The following is a 24,116-nucleotide window of genomic DNA, read 5'->3' as shown; positions in this document are numbered from 1 at the left end:
TCCGATCAGAAGCAGGTCTTCGAGCCGTCGGTCAGCTCGAGCTTCATGCCGGTGAGGGTGAACACCGAGGCCTGCGTACTCCAGGCTGTCTGCTGCAGACCCTTGATGGAGATGGTGTCGGCATCCTGAGCGAAATCACCCGCGGTGCCCTTCGCCGACGTGTTGACCGTCGACGCGTCGACGCCGATGCGGATGTTGCCGAACGAGGAGTCGCCCTTCAACCCGGTCATGCCGATCTGGAGGTCGGAGGCCGAGGCCGGGGCACCGCCGCCTCCGGCGGTGATGAGGACGCCCACCTTGCCCAGGGGAGTGTCGCTGACGACCGACTGACAGAGGTCGGCGAGGGTGGCGGACTTGATATTCGCGATGGCGACGTTGTGCTGGCCGCCCGCGGTGTCGTTCGTGACGCCCGCGTACTGCGAGAAGCCGGTGCCTTCGAGCTGCGACGCGCTGATCTGGAACTGGCTGCCGGAGACGGCGAACGAAACCGGCACGGCGCCCTGGGCGACGCCGGTGAGAAGAAGGCTCGCGACGGCGGCCACGGGAACGGTGGCGAGGGCCACCCGGCCGGTACGGGAGCGGGTCAGGCTGCGGAACTTCATCGATCCTCCTGCTTAAGCAAGCCCGGCGACGGCGCCGAGCGAGCCCAGGCTACGCCTCATTGACAGTGTGTCAATAGATTGGTCCGGCATCGCTTCGTTAGAGTTTCCTCATGTCGAGCGATCGCCGCACGCGCCTCACGCCGGACCAGCGGCGCGCCCAGCTCGTCGCCTCGGGAGTCGCATTCCTCGCCGAGAAGCCCCTCGACGACCTCACGATGGAGGTCCTGTCGCAACGAGTCGGCGTCTCGCGCGGGCTGCTGTTCCACTACTTCGGCTCCCGCCAGGGCCTGCACCGGGAGGTCGTGATCACGGCTGCCGCAGCGCTCCTCGCGGCATCCGTTCCGCGTGACGACCTCGGCCCGCGTGAGCGTCTCGACGACACGCTCACCCGCATCGTCGCCTTCGTCCGCGAGCACCGCGGCACTTTCTACTCGCTCGTCCGAGGCGTCGCCTCGGGCGACCCCGAGGTGCGGCACGAAGTCGACCGTGCCCGCGACGTCACCGCGGGCTGGGTCACGGACGGATTCCTCGAACTCGGGGCGGAAGAGTCCCCGCTGCTGCGTGTGGCGCTTCGTTCGTGGGTGAACTTCGCCGAGGAGGTTCTCGTCGAACTCGCCCTCGGCACCGAGATGCCCGCGGCGGAGATCGTCGCCTTCCTCTCTCGATCGGCCTTCGGCGTCCTGGCCTCCGTGACGGGGGACGCCGTCCCCTCGCCGCCTCGGAAGTGATCCCGCCGGGCGTCCGCTCGCCCAACGCCCCCCCTGTAGGTGATGGGTGGCACAATGGGAGAGCCCCCATTGCTGCGCCCCAGCGCGGTCCCCCAGAAACAAGGTTCGATTCGTCGAGCCGGAAAAGGACCTGTGATGGGACGTCTCATTTACCGTGACCGTGCGTCGTTCGACATCGACGACCGCATCCTCGCGCACCTCCGCATCGTCGTGATGAACAAGCTACGACGCAACGAGGGCTTCATGCTGCAGCTGCCCGTCAACGAAGGCGTGCGACAGGCCAGCCTCTGGATACACGCCTCTAATGCGCTCGTCATGCAGTTCTACGGTGGACGGGAGCCGGCGATCGACCGCGCGCTCGTGGATCAGATGATGCACGATGCGAGTGGCGCCGACGGGCTGACACTGACCGCCGCCGGCATCGCCCCGGTGACCACGACGCCGCCTCGGCAGCCGGTCGGCGGGCGCTCGGCCTGAGCGCGGAGGGGCGTCCCCGCTCCTCACCCTTGCGACGGCAGAGTGACCTCAAACCGGGCGCCGTGCTCGGTGTCGACGCACCGTACGTCGCCGCCGTGCGCCCGGGCGATTCCGCGCGCGATCGGCAGACCGAGTCCCACCCCGCCGGATGCCGCCCGTGCCGCGTCCAGACGAACGAGGCGCTCGAAGATGCGCTCGCGATCGGCCGGCGCGACACCCGGCCCGTCATCGGCGACGGACACCACCGCGTCCTCGCCGCGCGTCGAGACCGCCAGGGTGACATGTCCGGTTCGCCCGGTCGCTCGCGACGCGTTCTCGACCAGATTCGAAAGCACCTGCGCGAGTCGGTCGGGGTCGGCGTGCACTGGGACAGCGGCATCCGGAAGCAGGGCCCGAACCCGCAGCGAGGGGTGAACGAGCGGGACCCGGTGCACCTCGGCCTCGACGAGCGAACGCAGGTCGAGGACGGCGCGAGAGAGCTCGAGACCGCGATCGACGCGGGCCATGGTCAACAGGTCGTCGACGAGGCGCGAGGCCCGTGCCGCCTCTCGCGCGACGTGTGCGGCGAGCATCTCGCGCTCGGGTCCGTCGAGGTCGGCACGTACCAGCGTGTCGGCCGCGGCACGGATGCCGGCGACCGGCGTGCGCAACTCGTGCGCTGCGTCCGAGAGGAACGCACGAAGGCGCTGCTCGGCGTCTCGAGCGGCCTGCTCGGCGCCCACCACGTCGTCGAGCATGTCGTCGAGGGCGGTGGCGACGCGCCCGATCTCGGTGTCGGACCGGGTGGGGTGAAGACGCCGTTGCCGCTCGCCGGAGCCGATCGCGCGAGCGACACGAGAGACCTGGTCGAGGGGCCGCAGGCTTCGGCGCACGACGAGAGTCACCGCGCCCGCGGCCAGGACGAGGACACCGATGGACGACAGCGCCATGATCCAGCGCACCTGGGCGAGCGTGTCACCGATGCCGGCGGCCGATGCCGTCAGCGTCAAGGTGGAGCCGTCGCTGAGCGTCGAGCGGAGCGTGACGAGGTCGTCGTCGCCCGTGACCTCGGAGGCGACGACGCTCACATCGCTCGATGCGGTCGGCTGTGGCGTCGACCGGGCAGCGGGCCCCGCGCCGGGGCCACCGGGTCCACCCGGGGGAGCGTCGCGCAGCTGCTCGGGGCTGGGACCGGCGACCACCGAGTCCCCGCTTGCGCCGACGATACGGACGGCGAGCCCCTGATCCGACAGCCGCTCGGCGAGATCCGCATCGTCGACCGTTCCCACGAGCGACGCGGCGGCAGCCGCGCGATCGCGAAGGCGCTCCTCGATCTGGCCGCGGAGGCGTGCGCCCAGTGCCACGTCCACGACGACGGAGAGCACGACGAGCAGCAGAGCGACGAGGACCACGACCGCGACGATCGTGCGCCGGCGCAGCGACCCCGACTTCAGCGGCGGCGACACGCTCACCGTTCCTCGCTCAGGCGGTATCCCATGCCGCGGACGGTGTGGATCAGCCGCGGCCCGCGCTGCTCCATCTTGCGTCGCAGGGCGCTCAGGTGCACCTCGACCAGGTTCGGGTCGTAATCCTCGTACCCCCACACCTGGGTGAGGATCTGCGCCTTGGAGAGGGTCCGTCCGCGACTCTCCGCGAGCAGCTGCAGCAGGCGGAACTCGGTGGCCGTGAGCTCGAGCGACACCCCACCTCGATGTGCGGTCGCGGCATCCGGATCCACCACGAGATCGGCCACGGACACCGTCTGCGGCAGCCGCCCGCGTCGCCGCAGCACCGCTGAACTCCGTGCAACGAGTTCGGCCATGGTGAACGGCTTCACGACGTAGTCGTCGGCCCCTTCGGCGAACCCGCGGAGACGATCGTCCACCTCATCCCGCGCGGTCAGCATGATCACCGCCGTGTCGCCCGCGGCTCGCACGGTCGGGAGCAACCGGATGCCGCTCGGCCCGGGCATCATCCAGTCGATGATCACGAGGTCGGGGCGGAAAGACGCCAGTCTCTCACTGAGATCCGTGCCGTCCGGGGCCGCCTCTGCGACGAAACCATCGGCGCGCAGGGCCGTGGTGACGGCGACGCGGATCGTCTCGTCGTCGTCGAGGACGAGCACGCGGGCAGCATGGGACATCCGAGCGACGATACGGTCGCGGGCTGAATGCGGGTTATGGCTTGCGTATGCGTGGCGGGCGGGGGATCCGACTTCAGGTTCGCTTCAGTCCCGGCTCGAAGTCTGGTCTCAGAGCCGGTGACCGACACCGGACGGGAAGAGAATGATGAAAGACGACAACCCCACCCTGCCGCTGCCGCGTCAGGAGGAGACTCCCGAACCCCGCCGCCGCTCGTGGCGCGGACCAGCGCTGATCGCCGGCGCCGTGATCGTGGCCGCAGGCCTGACCGGGGGAACCGCCGCCCTCGCGGCGCAGAGCAGCGGAACCGGCCCCCTCGCGGCCTCGACGACCTCGGCGCCGAGCGCCGACGGCGGCTCGACCGGCGCCGGCAGTACGGCCCCCACCCCGGGCTCGACCCCCTCCGCCCCCGCCGACGGAACGGCTCCCACCCCTCCTGCCGACGGCACGGCTCCCGTTGCCCCCGGTGGCGGCAAGGGACCGGCCGAGTGCGGCCCCGGCGGCCCGGGCGCTCCGAAGGGCGATGCCTCCAAGCCCGCACCGCCCGCCGAGGGGACCGCCCCCACCCCGCCGGCCGACGGGCAGAAGCCCACGCCGCCCGCGCCGCCCACGGACGGCACGGCTCCGACCCCGCCGGCCGACGGAACCGCGCCGACGCCTCCCGCCACGCCGGGAAGTTGACCCGCGCTCCGCGCTGACCGCCGCGCCACGCCCCTCGCGTGCAGCGCGCGGTCAGCGCGGTGAGGCACGATCGACGGGTGGCGAGAACACGCACGCGGCGCCGTCGCACACCTCGGGATCGACTGATCCGGCGGCGACGCCTCGCGTTCGCTGCGGTAGCGGCGGTGCTCGTCGGCCTCGTCGTCCTCGCGGTCGTCCCGCTCGTCTCACTGGCCACCGCGTGGAACACCGAGGCGCGACGCGAGGCCATCGACCTCACGTCGTTCGATCCGGGCCACCTCATCGACGACGACCAGTTCTACGACGGTGACGCTCTCACCGCCGACCAGATCCAGGCGTTCCTCGACGACCAGGTGGGGGAGTGCCGAAACGACGCCTGTCTGTCTCTTCTGCGTTCCGAGCTCCCGGCCCGGGGGCCGATCGTCTCCGACGCCACGGGGCGAACGATCTGCGAGGGGTATGACGGGGGCGTGCTCACTGCCGCCCAGATCATCGACCGTCTGCAGCGGGCGTGCGGGATCTCGGCGAAGGTTCTGCTGGTCACTCTCCAGAAGGAGCAGAGCCTCATCTCGGGGCGCACCGCCCGTGCGCCCTCGCCCGCGCAGCTCGGTGCGGCAATGGGCGCCCGGTGCCCCGACACCGCTCCATGCGATGCCGGGGCCGCCGGCTTCGGGGCGCAGGTGGCCCAGGCGGCGACCGACCTGAAGTCGTACAGTGCGTCGGACTTCATGCGGCAACCGGGTACGCACTACCTCGCCTACTCTCCCGATCCCTCGTGCGGTGGGTCCGACGTGACCATCGCCAATGCCGCCACCGCAGCGTTGTACAACTACACGCCGTACCAGCCGAACGCCGCCGCCCTCGCCGCGCGGTGGGGGACCGGCGACGCCTGTTCGGCGTACGGCAATCGCAATTTCGCGCTCTACTGGGCGCTGTGGTTCGGATGATCGAGTCCGGCTAAGGGCGCGACCCGACACGCGGGAGGTGCGGGGAAATCACAGTGTTGTGATTTCGTTATGCAGGGGCGATAATTGCCGGACAACCGAACAATCGCCGGCACTCCATCACAGGTCGTAGGGGAAGACGTACCTGACGAAGGAGAAATCATGGCGATCACGTCTTCGCGCGGAGTGATCCTGATCCACTCCGCGCCCCGCGCGTTGTGCCCCCACCTCGAGTGGGCGGTGGGACGTGCCCTCGGCCGCGCCGTCAACTTCGATTGGACCGAGCAGCCCGTACTCACGGGCAGCCGTCGTGCGGAGTTCTACTGGGAGGGGCCAGTCGGCTCCGGCGCGGCGCTGGCGAGTGCGATCCGCGGCTGGGAACACCTTCGTTTCGAGGTGAGCGAAGACCCGACGCCGCGAAGCGATGGTGCCCGCTGGATGCACACACCGGGTCTCGGCATCCACTTCGCCCAGACCGACTCCGCCGGCAACGTCGTCATCGCCGAGGACCGCGTGCGCTACGCGATGGAGGTCGCCGCGGGCGATCCCTTCGAGCTGCAACGCGAACTCGATGTCGCCCTGGGCTCCGCCTGGGATGAAGAGCTCGAACCCTTCCGCCACGCCGGCGACGACCAGCAGATCGTGTGGCTGCACAAGGTCGGATGAGACCGTCAGCGGGGGAGGCGCCACTACCGGAGGTCGGTGACCACACCCGGCACCGGGACCGCGTATCCCTCACCTGACGAGATGAGAGCCCCCTGGCATCCCCGATCGCAGTCGGAGGGATGCCAGGGGGCTTTCGTCGGAGCAGAGATCGCGCTCAGACCGAGGCGATGGCGACGACGGCATTGTGCCCGCCGAAGCCGAAGGAGTTGCTGATCGCAAGCTGATCGCCGGCGCCGAGCTCGACGGGCAAACCCGAAAGCGCGAACGGAACCTCGGGGTCCTGTTCGGTCAGGTTGATCGTCGGCGGAGCGACACGATTCTGCAGCGCCAGCACGGTGAAGATCGCTTCGAGAGCACCTGTCCCACCGAGCAGGTGACCGGTGGAGGCCTTGGTGGCCGACACGGGGATCTCGTCGACACGGTCGCCGAACACGGCGCGAAGCGCCTTGTACTCGTTCGGATCGCCCACGGGGGTCGAGGTGGCGTGCGCATTGATGTGGGTGACGTCGTCGACCGACGCTCCGGCCATCTCGAGTGCCATGTGCACGGCGCGCGCGGCGCCATGACCCTCGGGGTCGTTCGCCGTGATGTGGTACGAGTCGGCCGTCACGCCGCCGCCCACGATCGAGGCGTAGATCTTCGCCCCGCGAGCCTTGGCATGCTCCTCGGTCTCGAGGATGAGGACGCCGGCGCCCTCGCCCATGACGAAGCCGTCGCGGTCGATGCTGGCCGGGCGGGACGCCGTCTCGGGGGAGTCGTTGCGCTTCGACAGCGCCTGCATCGACGCGAACGAGGCGATCGTGATCGGGTGGATCGCCGACTCCGTGCCGCCGGCGATCACCACGTCGGCCAGGCCGTCGCGGATGTGCTGCACGGCGTTCACGATCGACTCGGTGCTCGAGGCGCAGGCCGAGGCGACCGTGCGGGCGAACGCGCGGGCATTGAAATGGAGGGAGAGGTTGCCGGCCGCCGCGTTGGGCATGAGCATGGGCACCGTCATCGGCATGACACGCCGCGGGCCCTTCTCGCGCAGGGTGTCCCACGCGTCGAGCAGCGTCCAGACGCCACCGATACCGGTCGCGAAGTCGACGCCGAGACGGTCGGGGTCGATGTCGGGGGAACCGGCGTCTTCCCAGGCCTCTTTCGCCGCGACCATCGCGAGCTGAGACGAAGGGTCGAGGCGCTTGGCGACGGGGCGCTCGAGCACGGTCTCCGGGCGCACCAGGGCCTCGGCGGCGAAGGTGACGGGCAGGTTGTACTGCTCGACCCACTCGTGCTCGAGGGAACGGGCGCCGGAGGTTCCGGCGAGCAGGGCGGACCAGCTCTCGGGCGCCGTGCCGCCGATGGGCGAAGTGGCTCCGATGCCGGTGACGACGATGCGGGGTGTGCTCATGAGCGAGAAATCCTTGGTGCGGCCGACAGGTCGTGACCGGTGGGGGCCGGAGCCCCCACCGGGAGGTGTCAGGACTGGTTCGACGTGATGAAAGTCACGGCGTCGCCGACGGTCTTGAGGTTCTTGACCTCGTCGTCGGGAATGGTGACACCGAACTTCTCTTCGGCGTTGACCACGATCGTCATCATCGAGATGGAGTCGATGTCGAGGTCGTCGGTGAAGGACTTCTCGAGCGCGACCTCGTCGGCCGAAATGCCCGTCTCGTCGGTGATGAGCTCGGCAAGGCCGGCGAGAACCTCGTCGTTGGTGAATGCCATGATGTCTCCTGTTTCTTGGGGGCGGGGCCTGTCGGGCCCCGATCAGTCTAGAGTTCGACGGCGCTGCGTCAGGGCAGCACGACGACCTGCGCGCCGAACACCAGTCCGGCTCCGAAGCCGATCTGCAGCGCGAGGCCGCCGCTGAGCTCGGGGTGTTCCTCGAGCAGGCGGTGGGTGGCGAGGGGGATGGATGCCGCGGACGTGTTGCCCGTGGTCTCGATGTCGCGACCGATGACGACGGTCTCGGGCAGCCCGAGCTGCTTCGCGAACTCGTCGATGATGCGCATGTTCGCCTGGTGCGGCACGAACGCGGCGAGGTCGGCGGGCTCGATACCCGCGGCCTCGATGGCCTGGCGCGCGACCTTCACCATCTCCCAGACGGCCCAGCGGAAGACCGTGGGACCCTCTTGGCGCAGGGTCGGCCAGGCCGCGACGCCGTCGCGGAAGTCGGTCAGGGTGGCGTTCATGCCCACGGCATCCGCCTTCGAGCCGTCCGAGCCCCAGATGGTGGGGCCGATACCGGGGGTGTCGCTCGGGCCCACGACCACGGCGCCCGCGCCGTCGCCGAGCAGGAACGAGATGCTGCGATCGGTGGGATCGACGACGTCGCTGAGCTTCTCGGCGCCGACCACGACGACGTGCTTCGCGAGACCGGCCCGCACGAGCGCGTCGGCCTGACCGACTCCGTAGGCGAAGCCCGCACACGCGGCGTTGAGGTCGTAGGCGGCGGCGGGGTTCGCACCGATCCGGTCGGCCACGATGGCCGAGGCGGACGGAGTCTGCTTGGGGTTGCTGATGGTCGCCACGATCACGGCGTCGATGTCTTCGGGCGCCACGCCCGACTTCTCGACCGCCTCGCGCGCGGCCGTGGTGGCCAGGTCGATGGCATCCGTCTCTTTGTTCGCGCGAACACGCGTGACGATCCCGGTGCGCTGGCGGATCCACTCGTCGCTCGAGTCGATCGGGCCGACGAGGTCGTCGTTCGGCACGAAGTTCTCGCCGCGGGCGGCTCCGTACGAGTAGATGCGCGTGTGCGCGGGCCCCTGCAGCTGGCGGAGGATGGGAGTGCTCATGCCTGGTCTTCTTTCAGCAGGGAGACGGCCGCGTCGAGGTCGTCGGGGGTCTTGACCGCGACGGTCGGGGTGCCGCGGAGGGCGCGCTTGGCGAGTCCGGTGAGGGCGCCGGCGGGGGACATCTCGATGATGCCGGTCACGCCGTGCTCAGCGAATGAGGCCATGCAGCGGTCCCACCGCACGGGGGACGCTACCTGGGCGACGACGAGGTCGAGGGCGCGGCGCCCGTCGGAGACGACGGAGCCGTCGGAGTTCGTCCACAGCGTCGTGCTCGGCTCGGAGACCGCGACGTCGGCGGCGGCGGCGCGGAGGGTCTCGACGGCGGGCTCCATGAAACGGGTGTGGAACGCTCCCGCGACCTGCAGCGGGATGACACGCGCACCGCGCGGCGCCTCGGAGGCGAGTTCCGCCAATGCCGGGAGTTCACCGGCCGCCACGATCTGACCGCCGCCGTTGTAGTTGGCGGGGGTGAGGCCCAGAGCGTCGAGCCGCTCGAGCACCGCCTGCTCGTCCCCGCCCACGACGGCGCTCATGCCGGTCTCGACCGCGGCGGCGGCCTCGGCCATCGCGCGGCCGCGGAGTCCGACCAGACGCAGCGCGTCATCGTCGGAGAGCACACCGGATGCCGCCAGCGCGGCGATCTCGCCGACGGAGTGCCCCGCGACACCGCTGACCGACGAGCTGGAGCGGTCACCGAGAGCACCCCACGAGAGCAGGCTTGCCGCCACGATCAGCGGCTGCGCCACGCTCGTATCGCGGATGCGGTCGGCGTCCCACTCGGTGCCGGCAGCGATGAGGTCGACGCCCGCCTGCTCGGAGTAGGCGGCGAGACGCTCACGCGCCCCGTCGAGCTCGAGCCATGGCGAGAGAAACCCGGGGGTCTGAGAACCCTGTCCGGGGAAGACGGCGATGATCACTCTTCCATCCTGTCAAGGATCGGGCACGTGCTTCTGGAGATATCGACACAGAAATACGGCGTGTCTTTGTGCGCGCCGTGCATCAGCGCACGAACGACGACCGACGACCCACCGGACCACGTCGACGTGTGGCGTCCGTTCCGATCGATCCGAGGATCAGCGCGGTCTGCAGGATGAGCGCTTCGCGCGGCCCCGTGGCATCCCATCCGATGACTTCCGACACGCGCTTGAGACGGTAACGAACCGTATTGGGATGCACGTAGAGCTCGCGGGCCGTCGCTTCGAGAGAGCGGCCGTTGTCGAGGTAGCTCCACAGCGTCGCGACGAGATCGGCGCTGTGCGCCTGCAACGGCTGGTAGACCCGGTCGACCAACGTCTGCTTGGCCACGGCGTCGCCGGCGAGGGCGCGCTCGGGCAACAGATCGTCGGCCTCGACAGGGCGCGGGGCGTGGCGCCACGCACGGGCCACGGCGAACCCGGCGAGGGCCGCGCGGGCACTCTGACCGGCGTCGACCAGGGCGGGCACGGCGGGCCCCAAGACGAGGTGACCCGCGCCGAAGCCCGGTTCGAGGCGCTTCGCGATCTCGGGGAACGGTAGCTCGGCGTTCTCTTCGCCGGCGCGGGCGGGGAGGTCGGCGCGGCCGACCACCAGCACGAGACGAGACCCCTGCACACCGATCAGCACGTCGACACCGAGCTTGCGCGCGGTACGTCGCACCTGATCGACGTCGAGCTGCGGGGGAGTCGTGCCCACGAGGACGGCGACCTCTCCGTGGCCGTGCCAGCCGAGCGCGGCGATACGGCTGGGGAGTTCGTCGTCGGCCTCGCCGGTGAGGATCGAGTCGACGACGAGGGCTTCGAGGCGCGCATCCCAAAGCCCTCGCGCCTCGGCGGCACGTGCGTAGACGTCTGCCGCGGCGAAAGCGACCTCGCGCGAGTACGACAGCATCGCCTCGCGCACCTTCTCGCTGCGCCCGGCTACGCGCTCCTCCATGACCTCGACGGTCACGCGAACGAGCTGCAGCGTCTGGGTGAGGCTGACGCTCCGCAGCAGTTCACGGGGAGCGGCGGCGAAGATGTCGGACGCGATGGCGGGAGTGGATGCCGGCTCCTCGAACCACTGCAGGAACGAGGTGATCCCCGCCTGGGCGACGAGCCCGACGGCCGATCGCCGCGCGGGGGGCATCTCGGCGTACCAGGGCAGGGTCTCTTCGAGGCGCTGGATGGTCGCCGTGGCGAGGTCGCCCGAGATGCGCCGGAGCCAGGTGAGGGTGTCGGCCTTCTCCTGCGCGGCGGCGGCGACCGAGCCCGCAGACCGGTCGGGTCCGGCCCCGCCCGTGGAGGCGGAACCGGACCCGTCGGTGGTGCTCGTCACGTGATCAGGCCTCGCCGCCCGCGTTGCCGGTCGTTCCGGCGTTGACGTCGTGGAGACGGTACTTCTCGATCGCCTGTCCGACGACCGCGCGGTCGACCTTGCCCTCTTCGGCCAGCGCCTGCAGGGTGCGGACGACCATCGAGGGACCATCGATCTTGAAGAAGCGACGTGCGGCGGCACGGGTGTCCGAGAAGCCGAAGCCGTCGGCCCCGAGGGTCCAGTAGTTCTGCGGGACCCACTGACGGATCTGGTCCTGGACCGCGTGCATCCAGTCGCTGACCGCGATGACCGGGCCCTGGGCTTCCTTCAGCTTGTCGGTGAGGTACGGCACGCGAGCCTCTTCCTCGGGGTGCAGGAAGTTGTGCTCGTCGGCGGCCAGGCCGTCGCGGCGCAGTTCGCTCCATGAGGTGACCGACCACACGTCGGCGACCACGCCCCAGTCGTCCTTCAGCAGACGCTGGGCCTCGAAAGCCCACGGCACACCGACGCCCGAGGCGAGCAGCTGGGCACGGGGGCCGTCGCCCTCGCCCGAGGAGATGTGGTGGATGCCGCGGACGATGCCGTCGACGTCGACCCCGTCGGGCTCGGCGGGCTGCACGTAGGGCTCGTTGTAGACCGTCATGTAGTACATGACGTTGGGGTCGGGGTGGTTCCCGCCGTACATCCGCTCGATACCCGAGCGCACGATGTGCGAGATCTCGTAGCCGAACGCCGGGTCGTACGACACCGTGGCCGGGTTGGTCGACGCGAGCAGCTGCGAGTGACCGTCGGCGTGCTGCAGGCCCTCACCGGTCAGGGTGGTGCGACCGGCCGTGGCGCCGATGATGAAGCCGCGAGCCATCTGGTCGCCCGCCGCCCACTGGGCGTCGCCCGTGCGCTGGAAGCCGAACATCGAGTAGAAGACGTAGACCGGGATCAGCGGCTCGCCGTGCGTCGAGTAGGCCGTGCCCGCCGCGGTGAACGCCGCCAGGGCGCCCGCCTCGTTGATGCCGACGTGCACGATCTGGCCCTGCGGGCTCTCCTTGTACGCCAGCAGCAGCTCGCGGTCGACGGAGGTGTAGTGCTGGCCCTTGGGGTTGTAGATCTTCGCCGTCGGGAAGTACGCGTCCATACCGAACGTGCGCGCCTCGTCGGGGATGATCGGCACGATGCGGTGACCGAAGTCCTTGACCCGCAGCAGATCCTTCAGCAGACGCACGAACGCCATGGTCGTGGCGATCTCCTGCGTGCCCGAACCCTTCTTGGGCAGCGCGTACGCGGCATCCCCCGGCAGTTCGAGACCGACGTGGGTGGTGCGACGCTCGGGCAGGAAGCCGCCGAGTGAACGGCGACGCTCGAGCATGTACTTGATCGTCTCGTCCTGCTCACCGGGGTTGTAGTACGGCGGCTGGTACGGGTTCTCGTCGAGCTGCGCGTCGGTGACGGGGATGTCCATCGCGTCACGGAACGCCTTGAGATCGTCGAGCGTCAGCTTCTTCATCTGGTGGGTCGCGTTGCGGCCCTCGAAGTGCGGGCCGAGGCCGTAACCCTTGATGGTCTTCGCCAGGATGACGGTGGGCTGGCCCTTGTGCTCCTTGGCCGCTTTGAATGCGGCAAACACCTTGCGGTAGTCGTGACCACCGCGCTTGAGGCCCCAGACCTGCTCATCGGTGTAGTCCTTGACGAGCTCGAGGGCGCGGGGGTCGCGACCGAAGAAGTTCTCGCGCACGTACGCGCCGTTCTCGGCCTTGTAGGTCTGATAGTCGCCGTCGGGGGTGCTGTTCATGAGGTTGAGCAGCGCGCCCTCGGTGTCACGGGCGAGGAGCTCGTCCCACTCGCGGCCCCAGACGACCTTGATGACGTTCCAGCCGGCACCGCGGAAGAAGCTCTCGAGCTCCTGGATGATCTTGCCGTTGCCGCGGACCGGGCCGTCGAGGCGCTGCAGGTTGCAGTTGACGATGAAGGTCAGGTTGTCGAGGCCCTCGTTGGCTGCGACCTGCAGCTGACCGCGGCTCTCGACCTCGTCCATCTCGCCGTCGCCGAGGTACGCCCAGACGTGCGAGTCACCCACGTCTTTGATGCCGCGGTTCGACAGGTACTTGTTCGACATCGCCTGGTAGATCGCGTTGATCGGGCCGAGGCCCATCGACACGGTCGGGAACTGCCAGAACTCCGGCATGAGGCGCGGGTGCGGGTACGACGGGATGCCGTTGGGCGCCTGCGACTTCTCCTGACGGAAGCCGTCGAGCTGCGCCTCGGTCAGACGACCCTCGAGGTACGCCCGGGCGTAGGCACCGGGGGAGGCGTGGCCCTGGATGAAGATCTGGTCGCCGCCCGACGGGTCGTCGAGGCCGCGGAAGAAGTGGTTGAAGCCCACTTCGTAGAGCGCTGCCGACGACGCGTAGGTCGAGATGTGGCCGCCGACACCGATGCCGGGGCGCTGGGCGCGGTGCACGGTGACCGCGGCGTTCCAGCGGATCCACTTGCGGTAGCGCCGCTCGAGCTCCTCGTCACCGGGGAACTCGGGCTCGTTCTTCTGCGAGATGGTGTTGATGTAGTCGGTGGTCGGAACCATCGGCACATTCAGGTGGAGTTCCTTGGAGCCCTTCAGAAGGCTCAACATGATCTCGCGAGCGCGAGCCGGACCCTTCGCCTGGACCAGCTGTCGCAGGGATTCCTGCCACTCCCCGGTCTCTTCCGGGTCGCTGTCCTGCGGCCCCTGCGAATACGGATCCTGGTCGTGAACAGTCACGGAAGACCTTTCGTCGTCTGGCAGGTCATGCCAGAGAATCGCCATACGAGTGCGGCAACCCTTGTCTGCTCCGCACAATCAACCAGCGTCCAGCCTAGCGAGTCGCGGCGACATCGGATGCGCCCCGCCCGCGACGGCTCGCCTCCATCGCACAGACAGTTCGACGTCGAAGCGAGCTCAGCCCCGTCAGAACCACCGGGGATACCGCGTGCGAGCGGAGAACGCCCATGCGCAGGTCTAGCCTGAGCGCGTGAGCACGCACGAACGCGAGGGTTTCCGCACCCGGCCGGAGCACCGCTGGCCGGTCTTGATCGCCCTGGCCGTCGGCACCGGACTGTACGCGGTGCTTCCGAACGAGGCGTCGGGCGTGCTGCGCTACGTCGTGGTCATCGCGGGTGTGCTGTGTGCGATCCCCATGGTCGTGACGAACCCCTCCCGACTGTCGCGCGAATCGGCGGTCGGCCGCGGCTTCGCGCTCGCGTTCACCGCAGTGCTGCTCGTGGCGAACCAGGTCGCGTTCTTCCTGCTCATCCAGCAACTGCTGCGCGGGGAAGGAAGCGGGGCCGGCACCCTGCTCGGGGCGGCACAGGTGTGGGCGATCAATGTCATCGGCTATGCCGTCGTCTACTGGGAGATGGACCGCGGAGGGCCCATCGCGCGCCGCCGCGACCCGCGCGACGCCCTTCCGCCTGCCGACTTCCAGTTTCCTCAGGACTCCGACCGCGACGCGGTGAGCGAGGTGGCCCGCCGTTCCTCCGAGACCGAGGACTGGGCGCCCGGGTACATCGACTACCTCTACTTCTCGGCATCCAACGCCATGGCGTTCAGCCCCACCGACGTGATGCCGCTCAGCACGCGAGCGAAGCTGTTCATGATGGTTCAGGCGGTGTCGGGTTTCATCCTGCTCGCGCTCGTGATCTCGCGAAGCGTGAACATCCTGAACTAGAGGTGGGCCCTGCCGGGATCGAACCGACGACATCCACGGTGTAAACGTGGCGCTCTACCAGCTGAGCTAAAGGCCCTGGATGCATCGAGTCTAGCGTCCGCCCGGCTCCTGGCCCGCGCCAATGTCGCCACGAGGTCACGTGAACCGGGCGAGGGCACAGGGCATGTCATGCGTCCTCGCCCAGGTCACGTGATCTGGCCCTCTCACGGCCGCGGCTCGTCGACGAGGCCCCGTGATCTGGCCCATCGACAGCTCCGGCCCCCGCGCACCACAGACCCCGCCCGGTCGCGCGGCGATCGCGTACCGCCGATGTCGGAGCCCCGGGGTAGCGTGGAGCCCGTGAATGCCGATCCCGCCGACCAGCGCAAACTGCTCGACCTCGCCGACCTCGACGCCCGTATCCGTCGCGACGAGAAGGTCTCGGCCAACCCGCCGCAGGCCGAGCGCGTGCGCGAGCTCCTCGCGCAGCGGGCAACGCTCACGCAAGAGCTGTCGAGCCGCGCCAACGCGCGCGACGACATCACCGCGGAGCTGAAGCGTCTCGAGTCCGATGTCGCCGTCGTCGACGCCCGTATCGCGCGCGATACCGAACGGCTCGCCGCGTCGTCGAACCCCAAGCAGGCACAGGGCTTCGAGAGCGAGCTCGCCTCGCTGACGCGGCGCAAGAGCGACCTCGAAGACATGGAGATCGCGCTCATGGAGCGCCTCGAGACGGCGGATGCCGCGGTCTCCGAGCAAGAGGCTCTGATCGCCGAGACGAACGCCCAGGGCGCACAACTGAGTGCCGACGCGAAGACCACCGTGTCTGACGCGACGACGCGTCTCGAGGGTGCGCGCCGCGATCGCGACGCCGTCGCTGCGTCCGTTCCCACCGACCTGCTCAGCCTGTACGAGCGTCTCGCAGCCCGTGGAAACGGTGCGGGACTCCTCCGCGCCGGCGCGTGCGAGGCGTGCCGTATGGTCCTTCCGCCGAGCGACCTGGCCACGGTACGCCGCGCCCAGACCGACGAGGTCGTGTTCTGCCCCGAGTGCGGCGCCATCCTGGTCCGCACAGAAGAGTCCCGATGACCCGAGACGGCCGTGCCGTCTGACACGGTCGTCGTCGGCAGCGCCCCCTCGGGGCGGGTCTCCCTGACCGAGCTGGATGCCGATGGTGCGCCGTCGCGCACGGTCGAGATCGACGCTGAGGCACTGGCCTCCGCGGTCTCGTTGCGCGAAGCGGGTGGCGATGTCCGCTGGGTGTGGGCCGATTCGACGACGGTGTACTCCCGGCTCCTGACGGCCGGGGTGCGCGTGGCTCGCGCGTGGGACCTGCGTCTCGTCCACGCCATCCTCCGCGACGCTGCCGCCGTCCGCGACGACCACGGACTGCGCGCCGCCACGGGCTGGGATGCCGCCACCTCGGCCCCCGCGGGCGGTGACACGCTCTTCGAGCTGGGAGAGTCGGCATCCGGGATTCCCGAGAGCGCCGACGCGGCCCTCGGCGAGTACCGCCGACAGGTGTCGGCGATCGGATCGTCGACGAATCCGGGGGCGCTGCGGTTGCTCTGCGCGGCGGAATCGGCCGGAGCGCTCATCGCCGAAGAGCTGCACGCCGCCGGCGTCCCCTGGAGCCGCGCCGCGCACGAAGCGTTGCTCGAGGAAGAACTCGGCGCGCGGCGAGGGGGAGGATTGCCCACCCGCATCGAGCAGGCCGCCACCACGGTCCGCGCGGCACTGGGCGACCCCGCCGCCTCGCTCGACTCGCAGCCGCGGCTGCTGCGCTCGCTGCACCGCGCTGGCCTGCTGGTGCAGTCCACCAGCCGGTGGGAACTGGCCGAGCACGATCACCCGGTGGTGCGCCCCCTCATCTCGTACAAGAAGCTCATGCGGCTCTACACCGCGAACGGCTGGGCGTGGCTCGACGAATGGGTACGCGCCGACCGGTTCCGCCCCGTCTACGTCGCCGCAGGCGTCGTCACCGGCCGTTGGGCATCATCCGGCGGGGGAGCGCTGCAAATTCCGCGGGCGCTGCGCACCGCCGTCCGCGCCGACCCGGGGTGGACGCTCGTAACCGCCGACGTCGCCCAGCTCGAGCCCCGGGTCCTCGCGGCAATGGCGCGCGACACGGCGTTGGCCGAAGCGGCGTCCGGTCGCGACCTGTACGCCGGCATCGTCGAGCGCGGCGCCGTCGGCAGCCGCGCCGAGGCGAAGCTCGCAATGCTGGGGGCGATGTACGGCGCCACCACGGGAGAGAGTGGGCGGCTCCTGCCGCGCCTTCGGCGCACCTTCCCGCGCGCGATGCAGCTCGTCGACGACGCCGCGCGCACGGGGGAGGAGGGCGGGGTCGTGCACACCTGGCTCGGCCGCACGTCTCCCACGGCCGGCGACTCGTGGCGCGACTTGCAGTCACGGGCGAGCGACGCCGCGGCATCCGGAATCGACGAGACACGCGCGCGCCGCTCCGCCCGAGACCGAGGCAGGTTCACGCGCAATTATGTCGTGCAGGGCACGGCGGCCGAGTGGGCGCTGGCGTGGCTGGCCGACCTCCGCTCCCGTCTCGCCAGGCTCCCCGAAGTGGATGCCGCCCGCGCTGCGGCCGCATCGGGTCCGGTGTTCGCACGCTCTCCGCACCTGGCGTTCTTCCTCCACGACGAGATCGTGGTGCACACGCCGCTCGAGCACGCCGAAGCCGTCGCGGATGCCGTGCGTGAATCGGCGGCCTCGGCGGGGCGGCTGTTGTTCGGCACCTTCCCCATCGACTTCCCGCTCGATCTGCGGATCGGCGAGACGGCCGAGAAGGGCTGAAAGCGAAAGAGTGCGCCGGTAGACTGGTCGACGCGAATGGGTCGGCTGGACGGTCGCGTCACGGGTTCTCCCGTGCCGAGGAACGTCCGGGCTCCACAGGGCAGGACGGTGGGTAACGCCCACCCGGAGCAATCCGCGAGACAGTGCCACAGAGAGCAGACCGCCTCGACCCCTCGGGGTGCGGGGTAAGGGTGAAAGGGTGGTGTAAGAGACCACCGGGGTCGTGGTGACACGACCCGCGAGGTAAACCTCGTCCGGAGCAAGGCCAGACAGGGGATGACGACGCGGCTCGCCGAGTCCCCGGGTAGGCCGCTGGAGCGGCACGGCAACGTGTCGCCGAGAGAGATGACCGTCCACGGGGTTTCGACCCCCGGACAGAACCCGGCGTACAGGTCGGCCCATTCGCACACCGGGACGATCGGCGGACGATCGCGGCGTCGCCGCAGAGCTGGCCCGGAGAGATGTCGCGCGAGGGGCACGCGCGCCGGAGGGCCGTCGAGGCCGAGTTCGACCGCGAGACCATCGGCTCGTCGAACCGATGTCTGGTGTCGGATGTCTGTTCTACACTCGAGCACGGCCGGGGAAGGGGTCCGGTGCATGGGTACAGGGGTCAGCGACGAGATGGTCGCCCGGGTGCTGGCATCCATCGCCCCCTGCACGCTCCAACCCGAGACGTGGGGGGCGCGAGCGATCGACTGGTATCCGCAGAAGCGCCCGGTGTGGGCATGGGTGACCTGGCCGAACCGCGCCGCGACCCGCGAGCCCGCCTGGGCGACGGGTGGCAACGACCGTGTCGTCATGCTCGAGGTGCCCTGCGCGGGCGGGCACTGGGCGCCCGTCGTGTGGCGCAACGCGGTCAGCGTCCGACGGATCGAGAACGCCGCGTGAGCGCTACTTGACCGCGGGCAGGGCTTCCGGCACGGGGACCGCGAGCGAGGCCGCGCCGATGATGCCGGCGTTGTTGCGGTGCTTCGCCGGAACGATGGGAGCGCGCAGCTTCAGCAGGGGTAAGAAGTTCTCGGAGTGCTTCGACACGCCGCCGCCGACGACGATGAGGTCGGGGCTGAAGAGGAACTCGACGTAGTCGTAGTACCACTGCAGACGCTTCGCCCACTTCTCCCACGACAGCTCTTCGCGCTCCATCGCGGAGTAGGCCGCGAAGTGCTCGGCGTCTTTCTTGTGGCCGGCGCGCTGCAGGTGACCGAGCTCGCTGTTGGGCACGAGCACGCCGTCGTAGATCATCGCCGACCCGATACCGGTGCCGAGCGTGGTGAGGATGACGAGACCGTCGACGCCCTTCGCCGCACCGTAGCGGACCTCGGCGATGCCGGCGACGTCGGCGTCGTTGGCGAAGTGGATGTCGCGCGAGAGCCCGTGCTCGAAGAACTTCTCGGCCTCGAAGCCGATCCACGACTTCGACACGTTCGCGGCCGACAGGGTGCGACCGCCCTTCACGATGGCCGGGAAGGCCACGCCCAGCGGCAGATCCGCGGGCGCCTCGAGGGTCTCGAGCACCTGGTGCACGGCCTCCAGCACGTCGGCAGGCTCCGCGCCCGCGGGGGTTGCGACCTTGACGCGGTCGCTGACGAGCTCCCCGGCATCCAGATCCACGATTCCCGCTTTGATGCCGGTTCCGCCGATGTCCACTCCGACCGCACGAGACGCATTCGTTGCCATACCCCTCAGCCTATCCAGCCGCACGGTCGGGATCAGTAGGATCAGGGGAGCACCGGCGGTTCGCGCCGAGACGCGAGATCCACGTGAGGAGCGATCGTGAGCGACGAAGACAAGAAGTACTGGTACAACCTCGAGACCGGGAAGGTCGAGCAGGGGTACGAGTCGCCCGCGGTCGATCGCGCCGGTCCCTTCGACACCGCAGAAGAAGCGGCCAACGCGCCGCAGCTCATGAAGGAGCGGTCGAAGCAGTGGGCCGAAGAAGAGGCCCGCGACGACTGGGGCTCCGGCTCCACCCGCTGAACGCCCACCGAAACGAGGGATGACGATGGACAAGCAGCGCGATTTCGTCTTGCGCACGATCGAGGAACGGGGCGTCAAGTTCGTCCGCCTCTGGTTCACCGACGTGGTCGGCACGCTCAAATCGGTGGCGATCGCCCCCGCCGAGGTGGAGGGCGCCTTCGCCGAGGGGCTCGGCTTCGACGGCTCCGCGATCGAGGGTCTCACGCGCTCGTACGAGTCCGACCTGTTGGCGCACCCCGATCCCACGACCTTCCAGATCCTTCCGTGGCGCGGGGAGATCGACCCGACGGCGCGCATGTTCTGCGACATCACGACGCCCGACGGCCAACCCGCCGTCGCCGACCCGCGACACGTTCTCAAGCGCACGCTCGCGAAGGCGGCCGACGCGGGGTTCACGTTCTACACGCACCCCGAGATCGAGTTCTACCTGCTGAAGTCGTCGCAGCTCGGCGCGGACGGACGCCCGCAGCCCGTCGACTCGGCCGGATACTTCGACAACGTCCCCGGCGGCACGGCGCACGACTTCCGCCGCCGCTCGGTGCGCATGCTCGAAGACCTCGGCATCTCGGTCGAATTCAGCCACCACGAGGGCGGCCCCGGCCAGAACGAGATCGACCTGCGGTACGCCGACGCCCTCACCACGGCCGACAACATCATGACCTTCCGCACGGTGGTCAAGGAGGTCGCGATCGAGCAGGGCGTGTATGCCACGTTCATGCCGAAACCCATCAGTGGGCAGCCCGGCAGCGGCATGCACACGCACCTCTCGCTCTTCGAGGGCGACATGAATGCCTTCTACGAAGAGGGCGGGCAGTACCAGCTCTCGAAGGTCGGTCGCCACTTCATCGCGGGGCTGCTGCGCCACGCGAACGAGATCTCGGCCGTGACGAACCAGTTCGTCAACTCGTACAAGCGCCTGTGGGGCGGCGACGAGGCACCGAGCTTCATCTGCTGGGGCCACAACAACCGTTCCGCTCTCGTGCGCGTGCCGCTGTACAAGCCCAACAAGGGCCAGTCGACCCGCGTCGAGTACCGCGCCCTCGACTCCGCCGCGAACCCCTACCTGTCGTACGCGCTCATGCTCGCGGCCGGCCTCAAGGGCATCGAGCAGGAGTACGAGCTCCCCGCCGAGGCGGAGGACAACGTGTGGTCGCTCAGCGACACCGAGCGCCGTGCCCTCGGCTACGCGCCGCTTCCCGCGAGCCTCGACCACGCCCTCGAGTACCTCGAGGAGTCGGAGCTCGTCGCCGAGACGCTGGGCGAGACGGTCTTCAAGTACGTGCTGCTCAACAAGCGTCGCGAATGGCAGCAGTACCGCGCCCAGGTGACGCCGTTCGAGCTCGCGAGCAACCTCGAAGCACTCTGACGGTCGTTCCATGACGTCGGGCGATCGCTCCACCGCGCTCACCGCCCTCGCTCGCACCGGCTTCTCGCGGCTCACCGAAGCAGACACCCTGCTCAGTGAGCTCGAGGAGTCGGTGGGAGTCGAGCGGGCGGATGCCATGCAGCTCGCGCAGCGCGTCGCGGATCCCGACCGCGCGCTCCTGTCGATCCTGCAGGTCGCCCGCCGTGATCGCGACGCTGTTCGCGCGACCGCCGCGGACGCGGGCGCGTGGCGTGCCCTCTGGGATCTGGTCGGCGCGTCCGACGGCTTCGCCGAGTTCTATCTGCGTCATCCCGACGAGATCGTTCATCTGTCGGGGGCGGGGCTCACGGTGCCCGATGAGCCCTCCATGCGCGCCGAGCTTCTGGCATCCGTCGGCGATGTCGAGGGCTTCGCCGCGGATTCGTCGGATGCCGCCTGGGTCGCTTTGCGCGTTCGCTACCGCCGTCTGCTGGCCCGGATAGCCGCCTACGACCTCGGCCAAGACGACCCGGCCGGGGCCATCCCCGTCGTGGCCTCCGCGCTGGCGGACCTCGCGGGGGCTGCCCTCGAAGCCTCGCTGAGCGTGGCTCGCGCGCGGGTCTCCTCTCCGGGGCCGGGGTCCTTTCCCCGTGACCAGGTCGAGGCGACCCGGTTCGCGATCATCGCGATGGGCAAGACCGGTGCGCGCGAGCTGAACTACGTCAGCGACGTCGACGTGATCTTCGTCGGCGGTTCCGCCGACGAAGAGGTGGTCTCCGAGGCGAGGGCGATCGACATCGGCACGCGCCTCGCCGTGCAGACGATGCGCGGCATCTCGGGACCCGAGATCGAGCCGCCCCTGTGGGAGGTCGACCCGAACCTGCGCCCCGAGGGCAAGCAGGGCGCCCTGGTGCGCAGCCTCGCCTCCCACGAGCAGTACTACGCCCGGTGGGCAAAGAGCTGGGAGTTCCAGGCGCTGCTGAAGGCCCGCGCCATCGCGGGTGATGCGACGCTCGGCGCCGAGTACGTCGCGGCGGTCCAGCCGCTCGTCTGGCACAGCGCCGCACGTGAGAACTTCGTCGAGGGCGTGCAGCGCATGCGCGAGCGCGTCACCGACCACATCCCCGCCGCCGAGGTCAACCGGCAGCTCAAGCTCGGCCCCGGCGGTATTCGCGATGTCGAGTTCACCGTGCAGCTCCTCCAGCTCGTGCACGGTCTCACCGACGAGCGCATCCGTCAGCGCGGCACGCTCGAGGCGCTCGATGCCCTGGTCGCCGAGGGGTACATCGGTCGGAGCGAGGCCGAGGCCTTCGGTCGCGACTACCGCCTCCTTCGGCTGCTCGAGCACCGCCTTCAGCTCCGCGGACTGCGCAGGACGGCTCTCCTCCCCGAGAAGGACGACGACCTGAGGGTGCTCGCACGGGCGTCCCGGCTCGCGGACTCGGCATCCGGGGTCCAGGCGGTGTGGGAGGGCATCAAGCGCGAGGTGCGCGATATCCACGTGCGCCTGTTCTACCGTCCGCTGCTCTCGGCCGTCGCCGCCCTTCCCGAGGAGGAACGGACGCTCTCGACCGAGCAAGCGCGCGACCGGTTGGCCGCGATCGGCTTCCGCGACCCGGCCGGCGCCCTGCGACACATCGCGGCGCTGACCAGCGGACTGAGTCGCAAGGCCACGATCCAGCGGCATCTCATGCCGATCATGATCCGATGGTTCGCCGATGGCGTCGATCCCGACTACGGACTGCTCGTCTTCCGTCGCATCAGCGAGCGGCTCGGCAACACCCCGTGGTTCCTGCGGATGCTGCGCGACTCAGCGGGTGCCGCCGAGAGCCTCACGCGCGTGCTGTCCGGTTCGCGGTACATCGGCGAGCTCATGGAGTGGATCCCCGAGTCGGTCGCCTGGCTCGACGACGATGCCCTGCTGCGTCCCCGCTCCGGCAAGGCCCTCGAAGAAGAGGCCCGAGCGATTCAGACGCGCTGGCAGAACATCGACGACGCGATGCGCTCGGTGCGTGCCCTGCGTCGCCGCGAGATGCTGCGCGTCGCGATGGCCGCGGTGCTCGGCACGGTGTCTTTGGAGGAGCTCTCCGACGCCCTGACGACCATCACCGAGGTCACGATCCAGGCCACTCTGCGCGCCGTGCGCCGGATCGTCGTACCCCCCGAGGACGACGACCTCGACTTCGCGGTCATCGCGATGGGGCGCTTCGGCGGCCGGGAGCTCGGTTTCGGTTCCGATGCCGATGTCATGTACGTCTACCGCGCCAACGGCATCGACCCGCAGCGGGCGAGTCAACTCGCTCTCAAGCTCGTCGCGGGCCTGCGCGAGCACTCCGAAGACCACCGTCTACCGCTCGACCTCGACGCCGAGCTGCGTCCCGAGGGGCGCAGCGGACCTCTCGCCCGCTCACTCGACGCCTACGCCGAGTACTACCGGCGATGGTCGCTGTCGTGGGAGGCTCAGGCGCTGCTTCGCGCACGCGGCGTGGCCGGCAGCGTCAAACTCATCGGAGCGTTCCTCGAACTGGCCGACGAGGTGCGTTACCCGGTCACGGCCGACCAGAACGGTCTGCGCGAGATCCGCCGCATCAAGGCGCGCGTCGAGAACGAGCGCCTGCCGCAGGGAGCCGACCCTGCGCGACACCTCAAACTCGGCCCGGGGTCGATCAGCGACGTGGAGTGGCTGGTGCAATTGCTGCAGCTGCAGCATGCCCGCGCGACCCCGGCGATGCGCACGACGTCCACCCTCGAAGCGCTCGAGGCCGCCGTCGATGCGGGCCACATCGAGGGCGAGGCAGCCGACAAGCTCGCCGCCGCGTGGCACCTGGCGAGCCGCCTGCGGTCCGCGAACACGCTGCTCTCGGGGCAGACGAGTAACGTCCTCCCCGTCGACCGCGCCAAACTCGACGGCATCGGCCGCATCCTGGAGTATGCGCCGCGCTCCGCGACGCAGGTCGAGGAAGACTACTTCGGCGTGACCCGACGCGCCCGCCGCGTCTTCGACAAGCTGTTCTACGGCTGACGGCCGCAAGCGAAG

The 24,116-nt window shown here is 69.6% G+C and carries 22 protein-coding genes, 1 tRNA gene and 1 other RNA gene; 13 read left to right on the top strand and 11 right to left on the bottom strand.

The annotated features are described in order from the left end of the window. Positions 1-5: 5 nt before the first annotated feature. Entirely contained in the window at positions 6-602 is a 597-nt protein-coding gene (locus DEU35_RS13515; protein ID WP_103209317.1) for a DUF6230 family protein, read from the bottom strand. A gap of 110 nt (positions 603-712) precedes the next feature. On the opposite strand from DEU35_RS13515, the gene DEU35_RS13510 reads away from it, so the two are divergent. Together DEU35_RS13510 and DEU35_RS13505 are read left to right on the top strand one after the other, a co-directional pair. After that, entirely contained in the window at positions 713-1,330 is a 618-nt protein-coding gene (locus DEU35_RS13510; RefSeq protein WP_116239807.1) for a TetR/AcrR family transcriptional regulator, read from the top strand. A gap of 135 nt (positions 1,331-1,465) precedes the next feature. After that, a complete protein-coding gene (locus tag DEU35_RS13505; protein WP_174799694.1) occupies positions 1,466-1,807 on the top strand; it encodes an ATP-dependent DNA ligase in 342 nt (113 codons plus the stop codon). 23 nt (positions 1,808-1,830) lie between these two features. On the opposite strand, the gene DEU35_RS13500 is transcribed toward DEU35_RS13505, so the two are convergent. Then, positions 1,831-3,252, bottom strand: coding sequence for a HAMP domain-containing sensor histidine kinase (locus DEU35_RS13500; RefSeq protein ID WP_116239806.1), 1,422 nt, complete (start codon positions 3,250-3,252; stop codon positions 1,831-1,833). Between the two features lie 2 nt (positions 3,253-3,254). Continuing rightward, positions 3,255-3,929 carry a response regulator transcription factor gene (locus tag DEU35_RS13495; protein WP_116239805.1) on the bottom strand — a complete coding sequence of 225 codons (675 nt, stop codon included), beginning with the start codon at positions 3,927-3,929 and terminating at the stop codon, positions 3,255-3,257. 142 nt (positions 3,930-4,071) lie between these two features. Between DEU35_RS13495 and DEU35_RS13490 the strand changes: the two genes are divergently transcribed. The 3 genes from DEU35_RS13490 (at position 4,072) to DEU35_RS13480 (ending at position 6,218) form a co-directional block, all read left to right on the top strand. Then, positions 4,072-4,608 (top strand): hypothetical protein, encoded by a 537-nt coding sequence (locus DEU35_RS13490; protein ID WP_116239804.1) that lies wholly within the window; start codon positions 4,072-4,074, stop codon positions 4,606-4,608. 77 nt (positions 4,609-4,685) lie between these two features. Then, positions 4,686-5,555, top strand: a complete 870-nt coding sequence (locus DEU35_RS13485; protein WP_103209331.1) for a hemagglutinin — start codon at positions 4,686-4,688, stop codon at positions 5,553-5,555. Between the two features lie 159 nt (positions 5,556-5,714). Continuing rightward, positions 5,715-6,218, top strand: coding sequence for a DUF3145 domain-containing protein (locus DEU35_RS13480; protein WP_103209333.1), 504 nt, complete (start codon positions 5,715-5,717; stop codon positions 6,216-6,218). Between the two features lie 154 nt (positions 6,219-6,372). On the opposite strand, the gene DEU35_RS13475 is transcribed toward DEU35_RS13480, so the two are convergent. From DEU35_RS13475 to aceE, 6 genes are all read right to left on the bottom strand, one after another. Further along, a complete protein-coding gene (locus DEU35_RS13475; RefSeq protein WP_116239802.1) occupies positions 6,373-7,611 on the bottom strand; it encodes a beta-ketoacyl synthase in 1,239 nt (412 codons plus the stop codon). 68 nt (positions 7,612-7,679) lie between these two features. Then, positions 7,680-7,928, bottom strand: coding sequence for an acyl carrier protein (locus DEU35_RS13470; protein ID WP_022880558.1), 249 nt, complete (start codon positions 7,926-7,928; stop codon positions 7,680-7,682). Positions 7,929-7,996: 68 nt separating this feature from the next. After that, a complete protein-coding gene (locus tag DEU35_RS13465; protein WP_103209335.1) occupies positions 7,997-9,001 on the bottom strand; it encodes a beta-ketoacyl-ACP synthase III in 1,005 nt (334 codons plus the stop codon). Then, complete coding sequence (locus DEU35_RS13460; protein ID WP_116239801.1) at positions 8,998-9,918, bottom strand: ACP S-malonyltransferase; 921 nt, start codon at positions 9,916-9,918, stop codon at positions 8,998-9,000. Before DEU35_RS13460 ends, DEU35_RS13465 begins: the two co-directional genes overlap by 4 nt. A gap of 82 nt (positions 9,919-10,000) precedes the next feature. Further along, the gene (locus DEU35_RS13455; protein ID WP_246078308.1) at positions 10,001-11,170 is read right to left on the bottom strand and encodes a CdaR family transcriptional regulator; all 1,170 of its coding nucleotides are present in this window, start codon (positions 11,168-11,170) and stop codon (positions 10,001-10,003) included. Positions 11,171-11,297: 127 nt separating this feature from the next. Further along, a complete protein-coding gene (aceE, locus tag DEU35_RS13450) occupies positions 11,298-14,024 on the bottom strand; it encodes a pyruvate dehydrogenase (acetyl-transferring), homodimeric type (RefSeq protein ID WP_116239800.1) in 2,727 nt (908 codons plus the stop codon). A 250-nt stretch (positions 14,025-14,274) separates the two neighbouring features. On the opposite strand from aceE, the gene DEU35_RS13445 reads away from it, so the two are divergent. Then, complete coding sequence (locus DEU35_RS13445) at positions 14,275-14,970, top strand: DUF1345 domain-containing protein (RefSeq protein WP_116239799.1); 696 nt, start codon at positions 14,275-14,277, stop codon at positions 14,968-14,970. Positions 14,971-14,973: 3 nt separating this feature from the next. Here DEU35_RS13445 and DEU35_RS13440 read toward each other — a convergent pair. Beyond that, positions 14,974-15,046 (bottom strand) — tRNA-Val (locus tag DEU35_RS13440). 263 nt (positions 15,047-15,309) lie between these two features. On the opposite strand from DEU35_RS13440, the gene DEU35_RS13435 reads away from it, so the two are divergent. The 4 genes from DEU35_RS13435 (at position 15,310) to DEU35_RS13420 (ending at position 18,645) form a co-directional block, all read left to right on the top strand. Beyond that, the gene (locus tag DEU35_RS13435) at positions 15,310-16,038 is read left to right on the top strand and encodes a zinc ribbon domain-containing protein (RefSeq protein ID WP_116240062.1); all 729 of its coding nucleotides are present in this window, start codon (positions 15,310-15,312) and stop codon (positions 16,036-16,038) included. Positions 16,039-16,050: 12 nt separating this feature from the next. Next, positions 16,051-17,757, top strand: a complete 1,707-nt coding sequence (locus DEU35_RS13430) for a bifunctional 3'-5' exonuclease/DNA polymerase (protein WP_116239798.1) — start codon at positions 16,051-16,053, stop codon at positions 17,755-17,757. Positions 17,758-17,794: 37 nt separating this feature from the next. After that, positions 17,795-18,162: RNase P RNA component class A (gene rnpB, locus DEU35_RS13425), an RNA gene on the top strand. Between the two features lie 192 nt (positions 18,163-18,354). Further along, positions 18,355-18,645 carry a hypothetical protein gene (locus DEU35_RS13420; RefSeq protein ID WP_116239797.1) on the top strand — a complete coding sequence of 97 codons (291 nt, stop codon included), beginning with the start codon at positions 18,355-18,357 and terminating at the stop codon, positions 18,643-18,645. 3 nt (positions 18,646-18,648) lie between these two features. Here DEU35_RS13420 and ppgK read toward each other — a convergent pair whose 3' ends face one another. Continuing rightward, positions 18,649-19,434 (bottom strand): polyphosphate--glucose phosphotransferase, encoded by a 786-nt coding sequence (ppgK, locus tag DEU35_RS13415; RefSeq protein WP_116239796.1) that lies wholly within the window; start codon positions 19,432-19,434, stop codon positions 18,649-18,651. Between the two features lie 96 nt (positions 19,435-19,530). Between ppgK and DEU35_RS13410 the strand changes: the two genes are divergently transcribed. Genes DEU35_RS13410 through DEU35_RS13400 form a run of 3 tightly spaced genes read left to right on the top strand, consistent with a single transcriptional unit; the run spans position 19,531 to position 24,101 of the window. Next, a complete protein-coding gene (locus DEU35_RS13410) occupies positions 19,531-19,734 on the top strand; it encodes an SPOR domain-containing protein (protein WP_174799662.1) in 204 nt (67 codons plus the stop codon). A 25-nt stretch (positions 19,735-19,759) separates the two neighbouring features. Further along, on the top strand, positions 19,760-21,100 hold the full coding sequence (gene glnA / locus DEU35_RS13405; protein WP_103209965.1) for a type I glutamate--ammonia ligase: 1,341 nt from the start codon (positions 19,760-19,762) through the stop codon (positions 21,098-21,100). Between the two features lie 10 nt (positions 21,101-21,110). Further along, the gene (locus DEU35_RS13400) at positions 21,111-24,101 is read left to right on the top strand and encodes a bifunctional [glutamine synthetase] adenylyltransferase/[glutamine synthetase]-adenylyl-L-tyrosine phosphorylase (RefSeq protein WP_103209363.1); all 2,991 of its coding nucleotides are present in this window, start codon (positions 21,111-21,113) and stop codon (positions 24,099-24,101) included. Positions 24,102-24,116: the final 15 nt, after the last annotated feature.

Origin of the sequence: Microbacterium sp. AG157 (assembly GCF_003385695.1) — a bacterium.
In the GTDB taxonomy this organism is placed as follows: Bacteria; Actinomycetota; Actinomycetes; order Actinomycetales; family Microbacteriaceae; genus Microbacterium; species Microbacterium testaceum.
Note: the sequence above shows the minus strand (reverse complement) of the source record. Positions and strands in the feature narration are given on the sequence as shown.